This window comes from Clostridium sp., assembly GCF_047777555.1.
Lineage (GTDB): Bacteria > Bacillota > Clostridia > Clostridiales > Clostridiaceae > Clostridium_H.
Window position 1 is genome coordinate 237,699 of record NZ_JBKEEV010000003.1, and the last position, 19,020, is coordinate 256,718.

Below are 19,020 nucleotides of genomic sequence, written 5' to 3' on the forward strand. Positions count from 1 at the left end.
ACCTCCAATTCTAATTGTATGCTTTTTCAAGCATACTATTTCTTTTCCAATCTCCCATGCTATCAATATTTATTACCTTTTCAATAAACTCCATACCATCGGTATGATGGGAAATAAGAATAACAATACCATTATATGTTTTATTTTTTATAGCATCCATCATTAACATTCTTGTTTCATAATCTACATTTGCAATGGGCTCATCCAATATTATAATATCCTTTTTCATAAGCATAGCTCGAATAAAAGCTATAATTTGAGCTTGTCCTCCAGAAACTCCATTTCTATTTTGAACAATAATAGTATCTAATCCATGAGGCAGTTTTTCAATATATTTTTCTAGCTGCAATTCCTTTATCAGTCTTTCAACATCCTCTCTATTTTTCCCTTTCTGACCAAACAAAATATTATCCAAAACAGTTCCTCTAAACAAGAATATATTTTGTGAAACTAAACCTATGTGTTCCCTCAAACTATTTCTATTTAATATGCCGATATCCATATTATTAATAAGTATTCTTCCGTTAGTTGGCTCATATAATCCCATCAAAATTTTAATTAAAGTAGACTTTCCTGCACCATTTTCACCACTTATGATTACTTTTTCTCCTTCTCCAATTTCAAAATCTATATTATTTAGTACATTTTTATCCTTTTGCGAATAAGAAAAAGATACTCCCTCTGCTTTTATAGAATTAATTTTTTCTTCAATTTTTTTCTCTCTTCCACTATTTTCTTCATCCATATCTAGAATTTCATATATTCTTTCTATACTCATACAAACTCTTTTCAAAGTTGGCTTAATACTGGATAACTGACGTGCTGCAGCAAATATTCTATTTGAATACAATGTAAAAGTTGTATATAATCCAACTGTAAATGCATTATTAATAATCAAAATACTTGCAAATATCAATATTAATAAGGTTTCTAAATTATTTATGGTAGCAATACTTTGTTGAACAAATTGTGATACTCTATTTTGCCGAATAATTGTATCTGTAGATTCTGATAATTTATTTTTGAATTTATTAGTACTCGACTTTATCCCATTTAACAATTTTATATCTTCAACTCCGTCTAATATTTCAAAACAATCTGCATTAACCTTTGCATTTACTTCAAGCATCTTCTTTGTTGTCTCATTAATGGCTCTATTTGAAAGTCTAGCTAAAAAGAATGAAATAGGTCCCATAGCCAAAACAACTAAAGCCAACTTATAATTGATTGCGAACATTGTTCCAATTGACAGAGCGGCATTTACTACTGTTGTTACTGTTGACATAAAATTAATGGATAACAAGTTAACAATTGATTCACTTTCCGAAATTCTTCCCTGTAAATATCCTTTTTCAACATTACTCAAATAACTCATAGGTAAGTTAGTAATTTTATCTATCATTGTATATCTAAGATCATTAGTAATTAATGTGTTGAATTTAGTTGTAAAATAACCAGAAGTCAGTGAAATAATGTAGTCCAATGCATATAAAACTGCAATAACTACTATATATTTCATAACCCCTTTTATGCCTTGACCATATATAGAAATATTGTCCAATACTTTTCCAATAAAATAAGGTACTGGAAGCATAACAATTGATGACACAATCATTCCTATAACTGAAAATAACAATAACAGACGATATTTTTTTATAATCGGTTTCAACCTCAAAAGGCTGGTTAATTTACCCATACCTTTTCCTCCTTATATGTTATGTACTTAATTCTATTTATGAACAATCATAAAAAACATCTGGACAAAACACATTTTCGTGCCAGCCATACGAATTACTTCTACTATTTAATTTATTTAAGAAATCATCAATCTTAAAATTAACAACCGTTAAATATTTACCATCTTTTTCTTCCATTATTGCTGTTCCTATCACTTCATTATTTTTTAAATTTATATTTAGTTGTTGAAATTCACTTAAAACTGCTGCTCCTTTATCTGCATCTACGCATGTTGTGTTAACCATAAAAACAATTCGTTGGTGTTTTATTAAGTAAGGGTTGTTCATATCAGAATTTCCATATGACTCAATTCCCATATACATGGAATAAAGACTATTGCTTAACAAGTTTTTCAATCTACCAGATTTAAGAATCTCCTTTATTTTCATTCTACAGCCTTCCCCGTCAAAATAAACTTTTTCATAAGGAAGAACAATTATATCAATATCCTTTTCTAACAGCTTATTTCCTAAATCTTCTACCTTTATAAAAGAATTTCCTTCATAAACATATGAAGCATAATACATTAAAATATATTTATTAATAAATTGCGAAACCGCCTTTCCTTTTAATAACAGCTTTTTATTATTATCTAAATTTTTATAGGTAAGCTGCGGCTTTTTTAACTGTCTTAAGACTGTATCCGCAAAATCAATAAACAGCCAACTGTCACTAACCTCTACTTTTCTTTTGTCAACAATACAAGTTAAATGAGCATCAGTTAAATATTCCTCTAAATAATTTTCGTTTGTTCTCAACGAACACTTTGACAATTCTGTCTTGTAAAACAATGCTGTGCTCTTATTTATTCCACATTCAATTTTTGTTATTTCTTTTTCCAACCATTTTATACAATTTACTTTGCTGCAGCTATCAAACATCTGTTTCCTAAAATTATCTACATAATATTGACTTATGCTTCTTTCATCCCATTCTACAGGCATATTATAAACCTTTGTTATGCTATCATTAACAATCCTAGCAATAACATCATCCGGCTGACATGAGGAGATGCTAAACCCTCCTACTTTATTTTTATATTTGAATTTGACTTCAATTTTATCTTCATAACTTTCCTCATGTTTTCTTTCTCCATATTTGTATAGATAAGATAAACTTTTGGTTATTACATGTATTATTTTGTATTTTGATATTCCATTTCTTTTTAGTTCATTTTCAACTCTTTTATCCTCATCCATATATTACACCTTCCGAAGTCATCTCCAATAAACTGATGGTAGGTCCTCCAAAGCCAACATGAACACTTTGTCCCATTTTTCCACAATATCCGCCATAAAGTTTAAAATCTTTTCCTATATATTCAATCATAGAAATATCTCTTTTAATATTGCCATAAACACAAAGTTCGCCCAGAAAATTTTGAAGTATTCCCTCCCTTACTATAAAGCCATTTCCGTATAACTTAAATTCACCTGAATAATAATCAACTACACCTAAGTTGGTTTCTTCAATTAGTACAGCTTCTTTATATTGATTTAATATATCTTGCTTATACATATCTTGACAGGGCTGAATATATGTATTTCTCATTCTTGGCATTATTGGATCTTTAAATGATGACCTTCTTGCAAAGCCATAAACTTCATTATCAAAACTATTATGCTTATCTACTGACATTACATTGTTAATCACACCATTCTGAATCAATGTAATAGATTTCATCTTATTGCCAACATCATCATATTCACCAATTCCAGCAACATTTTCAACATCTTTTGCAGAGTCTATAACAGTAAGATGGGGTGCAATTTTCATTCCTTTATATCTATCTTTAAAATAAGAATAATAATCAGCTTCCAGTAAATGACCTATTATTTCATGTATAAAAAACCCTGCTGCCTTGGCAGATAAAACATGGGGCATTTTTTTAAATCTTCGCTTTTCGCCTCTAATCCCAATGTGATGATACTTTTTACAGCAATTCATAATGCTGCACTTAACCACATCTTCTAAACTTAATAAGGTCTCTGTGCAAATTGGTATATCTTCTGTACATATTGTAGTTCCTTCTTTTTTTATTATTAGCCTAATAAACCCAAAGGAACGATTATCTCTTTTTTCTTTATTAATCAATACAATTTCATTATGTAAATAGATAATAGCATCGAAATCTAAGCCTGCCTTTTTTACATCTTTTTTTATTAAGTCAAAATAACTTTTTAATTCATTCATTCTTTTGTTATTTATTGTTAACTCAATTTTGTCAAATAAATTTCTCCCTGTTTTTAATTTAATTTCATGATTATCTTCTTCTCTCTTACCCGACATCCATTTTAACTCATACCAAAATCTATCTTTTACATAATTTGTTTTTGTCCAATGAATGCTTTGCTCATAGATCAATTTTTTCACTCCCTTATATTAAGATACCCAGTTATCAACTAAGCCATTATATTGATGTTAGAAGCAAAAAACTTTTTGCAACATGGTCTCTCTGGTAAATTGCACAAAAGGAACTTTGCTGAACATAATTTCATTATTAAAAGATCATCTGAATAATTTGTGTAAGGGAGTGCAGACAAATTCTCTTATACAAATTTACCATTTAATACTTACAAGATAAGCTTTTGCTCCCAACATCTTAATATAAACAATAGCATGGGTTAAACTCCCCATGCTATGTTTGCAATATAAAGCAATAATTAAATTGCAGCTACAGTTCCACTTCCCATGATGTCAATACACATAGGTATTTCACAAATTACAGCAGTTCCAGTTTCCAAGCCAAGCATTGCAAGACCTGCAAAAATGCTAGCTCCACAAACTGCTAAATTAGCATTTGTAATCTGTGGTACCTCCATCTTTTTCATGTTCTTTTCTTCCTTTTTCATATGCATTTCCCCCTTTCATCATATTCTGAAAACTATATTTTATCTGTTAGATAGAAAATTTTGAATTTCTATCTAAAAGTTTTCAGCATAATCATACATATTCAAATAATTTTTTGATTTTTCATACCATAAACAACTTTGGACTTTATCTTTATTGTTGTATCCTTTTGCTGTACAATCTTTACAATCTTCTTGTTTTTCACACTTGGAGCAAAATTTTTCTTGAGGCGTCTCCAGCATACAGAAATACTTTCCTGATCTTTTCATTATATTATCTATGGACTCAAAATTCAGATTTCCCATTATAATCTCTATCATTGGACAAGGTGTTATATCCATATTCGGTTTGATTCTACATGACAAATATCCCGCTCCACAATTCCTTCTTTCTAACTTTCCTACCTGTCTAATTTTGAAATCTGAATTCTCGTACTTTTGTTTCATGTTTTGAAGAAACTCTTGGTATGTGGATTCTGACCAAGATGTGCTTAAATTATTCTTTTTCGCATTTCCCTGTTCACTAACCCTTCCTATTTCAACATCTTTTACTCCTATGTTTTTAACTAGCTTAATCATATCCTCAAGTTCACTCGGTGTCTGATCTATCAAACAAGTTCCTATTTGACAATTTAATCCTCTTTCAACCGCTTTCTCAATAAACTTAATTGCATTGTAATATGCATTTTCATTTCTTCGAATATAGTTATGTGTACTTTCATTTCCATCAAGACTTATTCTAATGATATTGAGCGGATTAGATTTTAGGTTTTCTAAATCATTCCATATCTTATCATTTGAGTAAAACCCACTAGTAGAAACACTAACAAGCAATTTCATATCTGTAAGTCTTTTTAAAATATATCCGAATTCAGGATTAGTTAATGCCTCACCACCTGTTAATTGAACCTGATATGCACCCATATGTTTAATTTCATCAAGTATTTTTTCAATTTCATCTTTTTCTAAAACGTGATTATTTTTTTTGGGAATATAACAATGTCTACAATCTAACGGACAATAATCTGTTATTTCCCAACATACTGAATTAGGTAAATATGCTTCGGCTGAGCCTCTAACTATATCATGCATTGGTTCACTCGTCTTAGAATCTTCAATAATTCCTGCATCAATAAATGGTTGAATAAAATTGCTTACATTTTTCTCTATTTCACATATTTCGTCATCGTATTCTTCACTCAAGGTTTTAGCTATATCTTCAATGGAGTGCGTACCATCACAAAGCCCTAATATATTACTAGCACTTTCATTAATTGTTATTATTTTTCTATCCATGCCTTGTATATAGGTAAAAATATTTGCATCTTTTTCAGGAACTTTCTTTACAAATGAGTATTCTTTTAACTTAGGATACATTTCTTACTCCTTTCTCCTATTTAGTAACTTATTTACTCCTTTTGTATATATAAAATGTACCATAAATATCTTTTACCAAAATCATTATGTAATTTTTCCAATGCTGCATGTAATTTTTTCTCTACGATGCCTTTTGTCTATTCAAATGCTGACAGGCAGATAAAGAATGGACGGTTAAAAATATGCTAAATCCCTATAAAAATAAAGTAGGCTTTAACATACGGAAAACCTCCATAAAATCAAAACCTACTTTGCAAGGATGTAACAGTATTAAATTATTGATGGCACTTGATGTATTATAAATTGTAACTAGCCATTTTTATATTTTAATTAAACAACTCACCATTAAATGCTCTCTGGATTAGTAAATTAAAATTACTTTCTAATTTTTTCAAACTCTCTTCCATTTTAAATTTCAATTTATCTACTTGTCTGACAAAATTCTCAAACTGATTTTGAAGTTCTAAATCAGGCATTAATATTTCTAATTCTTTAATCATAGATAAATTCAAATTTTTCTGTCTCACACCTCTTTGCCGACTCTTATAAAAGTTTTTGCCTATCTGAATACAATAGTATACAAAAATTGTATTTGCCAAGTTCTTATCTAATTTTGCATAGGCAATTGCTTGATTACAACTACATTCAATCATATTTATAGTTGATTTTAATGCTGCAGTATCATACATTCCTAATAAAAGACTTCCTCTTTCTATTATTTTAGCTGCTGACTCTTTTATAGCTCTTTCTGTTATCATTTCATTACTGCCAAAACAATAGATATTATTTAATTCACCAGATGATAACCACGGAATATTACCATTATAAAACTCACTATTAGACCGTGATGGTGTTCCGCCTGTTTTCCAGTCTCCAAGCTTTCCTAATTCTACTTTTGACAATCGCTTTGGATTTTTAATTGGATCACCAAACATCTCAATAAATTTCGATTTAACTAATTCATCCAACAACCTAATAGCTTCTTTTCTCTTTTCTATAATTTTCTCAGACTTTTCTAAAACCTGAGCTATTCTATTTTGAGTTTCTAATGATGGCATAGGTATATCACACTCTAATATACTATTTGCACTAATATTCCTTACAACACATCCATTTGCATCTTTAATTACAGCTCTTTGAAATCTATCAGACCTTAAAAAATAAAACAAATACTCTACGTTTAAATTATTTTCTTTTAGTATTTCAAATTTACCTACACGTTGATTTAATAAGGCTGGTGTTTTATTTGTATACTTAGCTATTTTACCAATACTTCCTGACATAGATATAAGTATATCATTTTTTTTCACTTCATATTGTCTATTATTTTGCAAAAACTTTTTTGGATAACATATTTTTTTATCAATTACTACATTGTTATCTTGTAAATTATTAATTCTTATTATAGGAACTTCATTTTCCATAAACTCTTTACTTTTAAAAGCATAACCATTTTGTAGTTTTACAATATCTCTTAATTTACATAACGTACATTCTTTTGATGACATGCTATTTCACCATTCCCTTTATCGCAGCTATATCTTCCAAAATTGACCTTTCTAAATCTTCAATCTCAGCCAATATAACCTCTGGTTTTTCATATACCACTTCTTCATATTCTATTTCCTTATACTTATTTATAGAAAGATCATAGTCATTGTTGGCAATCTCTTCTTTATCTACCCAGAACCACTTATCTTCTTTAGTAGGTTCTAAAGAATTATCCTTCTTTACAGCTTTCCACTTTTCAATTATATCTGGAATATCTCCATCATTATCAAGCTTATTTCTCTTATCATCCAACGAGTATCCATCACTTTGCATATCATAAAACCATACTTTATTTGTTTCTCCACCTTTAGTGAAAATAAGTATAGCTGTTGATACTCCTGCATATGGCCTAAATACTCCTGAAGGCATGGATATTACACCTTCAAGTGCATTTTCTTCTACTAAACTTTTTCTTATATCCTTATGTGCCTTTGTTGATCCAAATAAAACTCCGTCTGGAACTATAACAGCACATCTTCCACCTAAATCTAATATTCTGTTTATAAGTTTCATAAATAGTAATTCAGTTTTAGTAGTTTTAGCTCCCTTTGCAAGAGTTGGATTTATATCCTCTTTATCTATACTTCCCTTAAAAGGAGGATTTGCTAATACTAGAGTATATTTATTTTCTTCTTCATATCTCTTTGAGAGTGAATCCATTTGTCTAACATTGGGATTATCTATACTATGAAGCATAAGGTTCATTGAAGCTATTCTAACCATTGATGGGTCAAAGTCAAAGCCATAGAACATTTCTGTTCTAAAATGCTCCCATTCCTCATTACTCATCATGTCACCAATTCTATTATGAAGATGTCCTTCTTCATCAGTAAATACACTTTCAGGTCTTGTATATTTTTCAAGTATATATTCTAATGAATTGATTAAGAAACCAGCAGTACCACATGCTGGGTCACATATCTTATCTTCAGCTGATGGATCCATAAGCTCAACCATCATTCTTATAATGTGTCTTGGTGTTCTAAATTGTCCATTTACACCTGAGGTTGCAAGTTTTGATAGAAGATACTCGTATAAGTCCCCTTTAGTATCTGCATCATCCATGTTTATATTATCAATAATTCTAACTGATTCTTGAAGTAAAGATGGTTTAGGTATCATAAATACAGCATCCTTCATTTCAGCTGTAAAGCTTGATTCCTCTCCTCCCATGTTTTTTATAAATGGAAAAACCTTTTGCGATACTATATCAAACATTTCATTTACATCTAAATGCTTAAATTGACTCCATTTCATTAATTCCTCTGGAAAAATTGAAGTATATGGTCTACCTATCCTATTGGCTCTTTTTTCATTTGCATTATCTATGTCATCTAATCTCTTTATAAATAAAAGATATGATATTTGCTCTATTACAGTAAGAGGGTTAGAAATTCCCCCTGACCAAAAATTATTCCATAGTTTATCTATTTTGCTTTTAACTTCTGTATCTAACATTTCTTTAGTCCTCCTCATTTCATTCCTAGGAACATGTGTCACGCTGTCATCGCCTATTTCTATAGGCTAGCATCTCTATTTTTAAGATATAACACTTACTTTGAATGGAGCTATCAAATCAAATACATCATCAGCCATTCTTCCAAATATACCATCAACTCCATTTGAATTAAAGGATGTATATGGAGCTGCAAATAATGCTGCAAATGATATTCCTTTATTTTTAGCAATATCATTCTTAATTATTTCTAAAGTCTTAATCTGAGTAGCATTCATCTTATTATTATGCTTTTGAATGAATTCTTCAAACCTTTTATTTAATTCTATTTCATCAACACCAACAAACTTTCTTATAATACCAACTATATCCTCCTTGTCTATATCAGTTTTACTTGAAAGCTCATCTATACTATAAACAAAATCATCGCTGAATATTGAATATATGCTATCAATCTCAGTTTGAGAAAGTTTTTCTCCTCTTCTTATTTTATGAATTACTAGCTGGTCCTTTAATCTATCTTCGATAGCTGTCTTTACTCTTTTTTCATAAGGTTCCATGTTAGCCCCGTAAAGCACTGAACCAGCACTTATTTCTTTTACTACTGCTCCAGTATCTTTTATATCAATTACTACAAAATGTCCTGCTGCAGCTCCCTTATGTTTCATTAAATTCCTTAAATCTATTCTTATTTGTTCTAACTTTTCATAACTTAGATTATCCCAGCCTGAAGGTTCTAATAGCGATTTTATAAGCTCTCTCTTACCATCAAACTGATTTATATTTGTTTTTAATCTTGCTAGCTTCTCCATTGTGGCATTGATTTCTCTAACTAATCCATCCTTATCATTGGTCTCAAAGTATTGAAGTATTCTATAAATTGAGTTATCAAATAAAATAGCATCTTGATTGTCCTTTGCTTCAATCCATTGTATCAATGGAGCTATTTCTAATTTTAACTTCTTAATGAAATCTTCATTTAAATGATTCCAGTATTCATCTTTTTTAACTTGCTCTATCTTCTTTCTATTCTTCTTTATTTCAATACTCTCTGATGGAAGTTCATCTATATCTGCTTTTAGCTTTTCTATAAAAGCATTACATATATCCACTTTATTCTTTGACTTATAAACTTCTAAAAGCTTGCACATAAGTTCAAATCTAACCTGCATAGAGGTTTTTTGAGGACTTGGTACAAATCCTTTTGGATTCATTTCAAAGAATTCAAAGTTTTTATAACAATCAAAGATAGCAAACTCTTTTTTATCTACTCCATCTCCAAACAAGTTGTCGCACCTTCTTGTTCCTCTACCTATCATCTGCCAGAACTTAACCTTTGAATAAATAGGCTTTGCAAATACCAGGTTAACTATCTCAGGTACATCTATTCCAGTATCTAATAAATCTACTGATATTGCTATTCTAGGGAATTCTTCATTTTTAAAGTTCTCTATAAGTATTTCCTTATCCTTAATACCTGAATAAATAACGGCAGTCATCTTTCCTTTATATTGAGGGTACATCTCATTAAATAAGGAGTCTAAAAGATTGGCGTGACCTTTATTTTTTGCAAATATAATAGTCTTACCTAAATGGTCTCCTACCTTAATCCCATTATCCATCAGTGTTTTTAATATATATCTATTGGTGTCCTTATTGGTTATCTGCTTTTCTAAAGCATCTTTATCAAACTCAAAAACTTCACCATCATATCCTTCTTCATCTACCTGTCTTCTTTGCTCTTCTGTCATTTGACTATACTTTATACCTTTTCTTAAAAAGTCAGTGGTAGCATCAATTACTCTTGGCTCAATAAGGTAAGGTGGTATATGACTCCAAGCCTGATCTACAGAAAAATTGAAAGTAGGGTCTTCAGTCTCACAATTGAATAAATCAAAAGTATTTCTTTCTATAAAGTCTACAGGCGTTGCTGTAAGCCCTATAATATGGGCATCAAAGTACTCTAATATATCTCTATAGGTCTTATATATACTTCTATGAGACTCATCGCAAATAACAAGATCAAAGAAACCTACACTAAACTTGCTGTAATAATTAATCATAGTCTGATATGTTGAAAAATAAAGAGTAGCTTCTCTATTTTCTGAGTTTTTGCCAGTAAACCTGCAGGATATTTGTTCAGGCATAAAAGTTTTGAAACTATTCTTGTCCTCTTTAGCTTGTCTAACAAGCTCATCTCTATCTGCTAAGAATAAAACTCGCTTAGCCCAGTTTGCTTCCATCATACCTTTAGTTAATGCAATAACAGTTCTTGTCTTTCCTGTTCCTGTTGCCATTACTAAAAGAGCTTTTCTATGACCATTAGAATATCTTTCATATACTCTTTTAATACCCTCTATTTGGTACGGTCTGCCTGCAATATTTTTATCTATTTCAACTTTATTTAAATTTTTCTTATACTTATGCTTAAAGAACAGTTCCTCTAAATCTTCTAAAGTATAGAATCCCCAAATCTGTCTTGGCTCACTATGCATGTCATCCCACATATATATTTCATATCCATTTGTATAGAAAACTATTGGGCGAATTCCATAATCTCTTTCAATAGTATTAGCATACTCAACTGCCTGCTGGCGACCTATAATAGGATCAACAGAAGATTTTTTAGCCTCAACCACTGCAACTGGTTTGCCCTTTTTATTAAACAGTACATAATCAGCAAAGCCTTTTTTGCCTGCTTCTTTATGGTTCTCTAGAGGAAGCTCTAATTTAACAAACTCAGTATTGTTAACGTCCCATCCAGCATCCTTCAGCATTATATCTATTAGCTTCTTTCTAGTTTCTGCTTCATTAAGGTCTAAGCTAACTTCGACCTCTTTTTCTACGGCTTTATCATCTTCAGTTACAACTGCTGTTTTTGTTTCTTCCTTTAATTCTTTTACTTCCTTAGTGTGTTCTTCTTTAATCTCTTCCTTTTCTTTAGCATAATCTTCAATATTATATACAGGTGCTTTAGTTTCAGCCGCCTTAGGCATTTTGAAGGTTAATGGTTTTATTGAAGTATCCTTTGTTACTTTAATATAAAACCATGCTGCTACCTTATACATAGAAACCAAACATTCTAAAGCATCCTTTTTATTTTCATACCCCTCATGGTTAGCCTTATTACCATAGCGTCTTACTATGTCAAAAAGGTCTGGAATAGCTCCATTAATACCTGTAGCTCTTAAAAGCTTAATTTTATCATCTTGAGTTGCAAATTTAGGTATTTCAACTTTCAAAGCTGTAAGTATATGATCTATTATTTGTTCTCCAAACATACGCATCTTTAGCATTGATGCATTATTATCTGTATGAAAATAACTTTCTGCTTGTGTTCCTAACTTTGCTAAAGTTGTCCATTTCTTATTTAAAAAAGTAAAATTAGACATCTATATCCCCCTCATCTTAACTTACTTAATTCCCAAATACTCATTCCATCCACTTTTATCAAAACGTTCAAATGATTTTGTATATACTTGATCAAAGCTTAATTTAGTTGGTCTTGATAGCAAACAATTTATACTATCAAAAACTTTTTCCCCTTCTTCAACACTTATTAACTTAAAGTATATACATAAGCTTAATATATTGTTATGTGTTAGTGTTATATATTCTGATAGCCACTTAAACTCATTCTTATTATCCGAAATTATTATAGGTACTCCAAGAGCAGATGCATAACCTGCACACTCACTTTCTCCTGGTCCTATCACATTCCTTTTATCTTGTATAACTGGAGTGGCCAATTTATTCACAACTATATCTTCTTCTCTGTTTACAATTTCAAATATACTATTTTCTTTTTTAATCTCTGCTTCAATCCTTGAAAAGTATATCCCTGTTTTCTTTCTTAACTCATAGTCATAAACAAAAAAAGGTATTATTATCTTAGAAAATAACAAACTAAGTAAATCTAACCTATCTACTTTAGCTAAATTTATAAGAATATCTGTATCTGAAATTGCTGCTGTGTACTTTTTCATTTTACACTATTTCATCATCTTCTGGCTCATTATAACCATACTTTTCAGGTGTTTCATTTATAAAACCTAAAAGTTCAGTTATCTTGCCGTATGATATCTTGCCCTTTTCATAATTTTGCTTTGCTATTTCCAGATATTCTTTTGATACATATGACACATTACTTGGTATTATTAGTGATATATCATAGCCTTCTGTTTTTGTTATTTCTCTTAACTCTTCCTTTTTAGCTAATGATCCATATTCAGCTAAGCTATCATATAGATTAATATCACATAAATCTAGTTGAACTAATCTTTTTAACATAGCTTTATAACTTACCTTTAGTGTGCTGTTCAATCTTACAATATGTCTAACTTCTAACTGATCTTTAGAAGTATTAATTAACTTATAAAACAATTCTTTTACATAATCCTCTGGCATTAAAAACTCTGATGCAAAAATGTTTGCCTTCTCATCTTCATCTGAATAAACAGCATTATTCATCAGTAATTTTTCTTTCCTTAATAAATCATCATTATAAAGTATATGATAGAGCTCATGTGCTGCTGTAAATCTCTCATGTCCTAAAGTGAAACTACTATTTAAAAATACAACAAACTCATTGTTAAAATAGGTTGTAAATCCTGATATATCATAGGTGTCTAAAGGCTTCCTTATGAAGAAAGCTACATCTTCTAAGATTTCAAAAATATCAACAATTCCTTTTTTAGAAAACTTATATCTTGCTTCTTCTGCTAGACCTTTAATTTTTAGTCTTAAAGGTTCATCCGGTAATTTCAAGTCTCTTTTAGTTAAACTCATATAACTTAGCTCCTCCATAAAGGTTCTACATTAGTTATAGTATTAGAATTTAAAATCTTCTTTTGATTCATAAAGCTCATAATCATCTCTTGTAATGTTTCTACACCTTTAATTGCTTCTTCATTCATGTTTCTCTTTCTAAATAAGGTAACTAGACTATCATCTTCACTATCTTGTAATAATGTTTCTACATCTAGATCTAATACGGAGCAAATAGCTTTTAGTTCAACAGCAGATACAGTTCTGTTGCCATTCTCTATTTTGCTTAAAGTTTCTCTACTCATTGATATACCTAAATCTTTTAATCTATCTACCATTAACTGTTGGCTTATCTTCTTATCTTCTCTAGATTCTTTTATTCTTCCACCTATAATTACACTTGTTAGCATAGAATATACCTCCTAACATACTATTGTAATATTATATTACACCATATTATTACCAACATCAATATGTTCCTTATAATTGTAATCATTTATCACAATTACTATACATATATTCTTAAACTTGAATTCGGCAAGTAAATTTAAAAAAAGTTTCTACTTGCCATTTTTGTTTTCTTTATGAATAAATTTACATTTATTATGATATTTTATACCGTTAGGTCTTTTTTTGAGTATACTTAATAAACCCAAATAACATTTGGATTTTTAAGGTAATTTATTGTTTTTATTTTACTATTAAGTGTATACTGCTATCATCTTTCTACTAAAAACATTTATTTGCTTTTGAATATAAGTAATGATTTTTTCTAATAAGCAGTTGTTTGAAAAACTTAAATATCTATAATATTTGCTACCACAAACATTACCACAAACTCTATAAAATATTCTCCTTAATGTACTAATTTCATGATGTTGTATTTCCTTAGGCATGATTGCCTGTTTAAACCAGTTATGAATGTTATATGCTATCATTTTTATTAAAAGGTACAATTCATTGCATTTATGATTTACTAAACTATTTTCGCTAAAGGCATAGCCTTCTTTTATTTCATCTATGTTATTTTCAACATCACATCGTTGATTATAATCTTGAAATATTTCTTCAGGTGTTAAATAATCTATATTTGTTACTATTGCTTGATATTTATATTTACATTCTTCGAACATTAACTGATTCATATTTTTTGGAATAATTTTTTCTCTTATAATCACAAATCTTCTTGCTCTTTGCCATTTAGGCAATGGAACTGTAATTTCCGTAACAGATAAAGTAGAACTTATATCGTGCCATATATAATCCTTTGAATTATTATTTATAAAATCTATTATCATTTTAACAGTAGAATACATTTTACATTTAACAACATATTCTATTCCATTATCTTCAAAGTATAAAAAGTTTTCTTCATCAAAAAAACCTCTATCAAGTCTAACTCTTTTAAGAAGATATCTTGAAGGAAGCTGGTTTATACAACTCTTAAAGAAATCTAAAAATTTATAATTACTATGGTGTCTACCATTTTCAAGAGTAATGTTAAGTAATTCATCAGTTCCTGAAATAAACCCAACTTTTTCTTTAAATGATGGTCTTCCATTGTACCTTGGATTATATCCTATTCCTGATTTTTCTTGATTACCAAAGATAGTTATAACAGTATCATCAATATTAATACAAACCTCGCGTACATCTTCAGTTGAAGACTTTAAGTCAAGTATTTTTTTATTTATAGTTCTTAATTCTTCTAAAGTTTCTGTTGGTAAAGCTTTTAAGAGATCTCTACATACTTTTTCACTGGGTAATTTATCTACACCTTTAAACTTTTTATATCCTTCATCATTTCTTAATGTTTCAATGTGCATAAATCTTGAGAAACCAAGAATATTTGCATCAATCATGTATTCTATAATTTCTGCAGTATTAAAAGTAGAATTAGCGGCCTTCTTATAGGTTACGCCTTTTTCTAAAATAGTTGGTAATCCTATTATTTGTTTAAAGGATTCCACATAAGAAAAAGTTGCTACAGAAGTAACTTTGGTATCATTGAATTTTGCTTTCATGTTCAAAAATCTAATTTTCTTCTTTAAATTTTTTTGATTTTGTTGTAAACTATTCATAGAAATCACCCTTTTGTGTTTTGTTTTTTTTCAATTATATTTTAACACTTAAAAGGGATGATTTCTTTTAATTTTTTTGAACAAAAAATTCTTTAATTTCAATGCCTTTCGGCATTACTTGCCGAATCCAAGTTAAATATTATTTTAATATGATTTTTCTTGTATTTATTAGTCAATACTCTATAAATAAAAATGGTACTATACAAGGAGAATGACTATGAATACATGGATGAAACCTGATATTAAAAACTCAGTATATTCTATAGTAAATGAATTCATAACTTTAAGAGGATATCCACCAACATCTAGGGAATGGGATAATTTAAAATTAACTCCTAGCCGTGGAACAATTAGAAAACACCTTAATATGAGTTTGAATGAATTATTACATTCTTTAGGTTTCTCAACCTCTTTTTCTATTAAATCACCTTTGAACAGGGAAGAAATAATTAATGCATTTAGACGGTTTTACAAAGAAACTAATAAGATTCCTACTACTAAAGATTTGAAATCAACAAGATTAAAATACTTGCCTTCAATTAGTAACCTGTATAAATACTTTGAATCTATTAGTGATGTATTAATAGAAGCTGATTTACCTATATCAAGTAAGGGATACTCTGAATCTTATTTGCTTATGAAATTAGATCAGTTTATAAAAGTCTATGGTAGACTTCCTTCAAAAAAAGACTTAGTTGGTTTGAATAGAAATGTAAGCTTCCCTGAATATAGATCCTTTGGCAAGTTAGGTGGTATAAAAAAAGCTCTCTTAAAGTTAAACTATTCAAATGACGAAATTAATAATTTACTTCACCTACAAAATAAATCCAAAATAGAAGACTTAATAATACTAACTATTAAAGAGCATATAACCAAAAATAACACTACTCCTGGCAGCAAAGAATGGGATCAATGCAGTTATCAACCTTCAAGAAAAGAAATTGAAAAAATGTTTGGTATGCCTTTTAATTCGCTTATTATTAAATTTGGATTTAAGCCTAAAAATAAGACTCCATTATCTTATAATAAAGAAGAATTATCTTTAAGACTGAAGTCTTTTTATATTAAAACTGGTAGAGTTCCGACATTTAACGATTTGCGTAATCTAGACAATTCACCTCACCCTAAAATTTATTATGAGGTTTTTGGATCATTTGAAGCTGCTCTTAAATTTGCTGACTTACCTTCAAATAAATATTTAGATAAAGATTTTCTTATTTCAGAAATCATTAGATATATTGAAACCTATGGAATAGTCCCTTCGACCAATTCATTTAGATATAACAATGATTTTCCATCATTAAAAGCTTATAAACGAATATGGGGTAGTTTTAATAATGCTATTGTTGAACTTGGAATGACCCCAATATGTTGTGAAGTTAGAAATGCTTTTTCAAAAAGATGTTTAAGTTTAGATAAGGATATTTGTAACAGTTACGAAGAAGCATTTATTGATAATTTTATGTTTAAAAACGATATAAATCATGAAAGAGAAATTCCATATCCTTATCATCCTTTATTTAACAAAAGCAAACTAAAAAGATGTGATTTCCTAGTAAAAGATACTTTAGGCAATATCATATATGTTGAGTACGCTGGTCTTTATAAGAAACCAAAATATAAAATGAGACTCGATGAAAAAATAGCTTTAGCTAAAGACCTAAACTTAAATTTAATAGTAATTTATCCTTATCAATTAGGTAATATATATGATATCTTTATAGAATCCAATATATTGTAACACGTTCATAATTTATATAAGAAAGCAATTATATTAACTGATTGTTTTCTTGTATAAATTAAATAGATGTCAAATCCGACATAATCATTTCTATCATAATTAATTACTTGTTTGGTTTCTTGCATTTATTATCTGTATTAATCATATTAAGTAGGAAGACTTTTTTCAGGACACGTCCTCATATGCTAGCCCCTGCGTCGAATTTGACGCACCCCTTACATAGGGTATTCTCGATATTCTCTAATAGCAAATATCACTATATTTTATCTTAAGAAAATATATAACTAAAAAGAAAACAAGTAGCTCGAACTACTTGTTCTCGGATTAATTTTACAGCACTGACAGAAGCCAACGGCTCTATCCAATTAATATTATACCAAAATACTTAAAAATATAAATATCTATCTGAATAATATTTAGCTTCAATCCGCTTATATAGTTATAAAATTATATATATTTTCTCCCGGTACCAGGCTATATAAATCAAAATCCAATTCTTAGTTTCATGCCCCACCCCTTTATAGAATTACATGGTTCATTTTGACCTATCCAAAGCCTTCGGCTTAATTCACAACAGTTTAATCTGATTTAGCTTATACCATAAAACCTTTTTTAACTATTCATCTTCCTTTTGCAGATTAAAGATTTAGCCCTTAGCAGGGCACTGGTGGTTCTTTTATAACTTTTTATAGGTATGTTTAAGTCTTTGTAATACTGAACCTTATTTAAAGTGCTGAATGAACCATTAATATTTATATCTAAAGGAGGATTCATAATGAAATCAACTGAAAAATCTATTAAAACTTCAAATCTTATCAATAAGAAAGGCCTTAAAAAGATTAACCCTAAACATGACTATAAGGCTGAGTACACAAGACTTTTCCCTACCAAGATGTCTAGTTCAAACTTCTTATCTTTCTACACCCTTCATGTACTAGCTAAAGAAAACAGACCCCTATACGGCAAAGAAATACTAGCATTCCTGCAAGACACAATAGGTTCTTCTGTTTGGAATCCCTCACATGGAACTCTCTATCCGATTTTAAATAAGCTCACAGCAAACAACCTTATTGAGAACATAAAGATAGAGGAAGATAAGAAGTATTATGCCATTACTGAGCTTGGAAGAGACGAATTAGAAATAAAAATGAGGGAGTTTAAGCCTATGATAATTGAATCCTATAAATTCTTCTCTAAACTTATTGAAGAAATATATGGTTTCAATGAGGATCAAAATGATACAACTACTTCTTAAAATACGTTTATAGCTATTATAGTGACTTAAGCAGTAAGCTCTAAAAGTACCATTCCACTTACTATCATAAAGCCAAATTCTTATGCTCTTATAGGAATAGCAAAAAGGCTATTCCTATATAATCATCTACAAATGTCTATAAGGTAGACAAATATATATAGATAAATCTTTATCTACAAATGTTTATAAACATATATCAACATAGA

Annotated in this window: 14 protein-coding genes; 2 read left to right on the forward strand and 12 right to left on the reverse strand. The window is 29.4% G+C overall.

Translation table 11 applies throughout. The annotated features are described in order from the left end of the window. Positions 1–10 precede the first annotated feature (10 nt). The 12 genes from ACFWTK_RS07170 to ACFWTK_RS07225 form a co-directional block, all read right to left on the reverse strand. The gene (locus ACFWTK_RS07170) at positions 11–1,696 is read right to left on the reverse strand and encodes an ABC transporter ATP-binding protein (RefSeq protein WP_415875328.1); all 1,686 of its coding nucleotides are present in this window, start codon (positions 1,694–1,696) and stop codon (positions 11–13) included. A 37-nt stretch (positions 1,697–1,733) separates the two neighbouring features. Next, positions 1,734–2,936, reverse strand: a complete 1,203-nt coding sequence (locus ACFWTK_RS07175; protein WP_415875329.1) for a metallopeptidase TldD-related protein — start codon at positions 2,934–2,936, stop codon at positions 1,734–1,736. Next, positions 2,929–4,101: a metallopeptidase TldD-related protein gene (locus ACFWTK_RS07180; RefSeq protein WP_415875330.1), complete on the reverse strand. Its 1,173-nt coding sequence runs from the start codon at positions 4,099–4,101 to the stop codon at positions 2,929–2,931. The genes ACFWTK_RS07175 and ACFWTK_RS07180 overlap by 8 nt, the downstream gene beginning before the upstream one ends. Positions 4,102–4,400: 299 nt before the next feature. Then, the gene (locus ACFWTK_RS07185) at positions 4,401–4,589 is read right to left on the reverse strand and encodes a bacteriocin (RefSeq protein WP_415875331.1); all 189 of its coding nucleotides are present in this window, start codon (positions 4,587–4,589) and stop codon (positions 4,401–4,403) included. A 72-nt stretch (positions 4,590–4,661) separates the two neighbouring features. After that, on the reverse strand, positions 4,662–5,963 hold the full coding sequence (locus ACFWTK_RS07190; protein ID WP_415875332.1) for a radical SAM protein: 1,302 nt from the start codon (positions 5,961–5,963) through the stop codon (positions 4,662–4,664). A 326-nt stretch (positions 5,964–6,289) separates the two neighbouring features. Continuing rightward, positions 6,290–7,471, reverse strand: a complete 1,182-nt coding sequence (locus ACFWTK_RS07195; protein WP_415875333.1) for a restriction endonuclease subunit S — start codon at positions 7,469–7,471, stop codon at positions 6,290–6,292. 1 nt (position 7,472) lies between these two features. Beyond that, on the reverse strand, positions 7,473–8,972 hold the full coding sequence (locus ACFWTK_RS07200) for a type I restriction-modification system subunit M (RefSeq protein ID WP_415875334.1): 1,500 nt from the start codon (positions 8,970–8,972) through the stop codon (positions 7,473–7,475). 81 nt (positions 8,973–9,053) lie between these two features. Beyond that, positions 9,054–12,362 (reverse strand): DEAD/DEAH box helicase family protein, encoded by a 3,309-nt coding sequence (locus ACFWTK_RS07205; RefSeq protein ID WP_415875335.1) that lies wholly within the window; start codon positions 12,360–12,362, stop codon positions 9,054–9,056. A 21-nt stretch (positions 12,363–12,383) separates the two neighbouring features. After that, entirely contained in the window at positions 12,384–12,956 is a 573-nt protein-coding gene (locus ACFWTK_RS07210) for a hypothetical protein (RefSeq protein ID WP_415875336.1), read from the reverse strand. A gap of 1 nt (position 12,957) precedes the next feature. Continuing rightward, on the reverse strand, positions 12,958–13,758 hold the full coding sequence (locus ACFWTK_RS07215) for an ImmA/IrrE family metallo-endopeptidase (RefSeq protein ID WP_415875337.1): 801 nt from the start codon (positions 13,756–13,758) through the stop codon (positions 12,958–12,960). A gap of 5 nt (positions 13,759–13,763) precedes the next feature. Then, positions 13,764–14,147, reverse strand: coding sequence for a helix-turn-helix domain-containing protein (locus ACFWTK_RS07220; protein ID WP_415875338.1), 384 nt, complete (start codon positions 14,145–14,147; stop codon positions 13,764–13,766). Positions 14,148–14,438: 291 nt separating this feature from the next. Then, positions 14,439–15,818, reverse strand: coding sequence for an IS1380 family transposase (locus tag ACFWTK_RS07225; protein ID WP_415874651.1), 1,380 nt, complete (start codon positions 15,816–15,818; stop codon positions 14,439–14,441). Between the two features lie 217 nt (positions 15,819–16,035). Between ACFWTK_RS07225 and ACFWTK_RS07230 the strand changes: the two genes are divergently transcribed. Continuing rightward, on the forward strand, positions 16,036–17,559 hold the full coding sequence (locus tag ACFWTK_RS07230; RefSeq protein WP_415875339.1) for a homing endonuclease associated repeat-containing protein: 1,524 nt from the start codon (positions 16,036–16,038) through the stop codon (positions 17,557–17,559). A 775-nt stretch (positions 17,560–18,334) separates the two neighbouring features. Beyond that, complete coding sequence (locus ACFWTK_RS07235) at positions 18,335–18,814, forward strand: PadR family transcriptional regulator (protein WP_415875340.1); 480 nt, start codon at positions 18,335–18,337, stop codon at positions 18,812–18,814. The last annotated feature ends 206 nt before the right edge of the window (positions 18,815–19,020 follow it).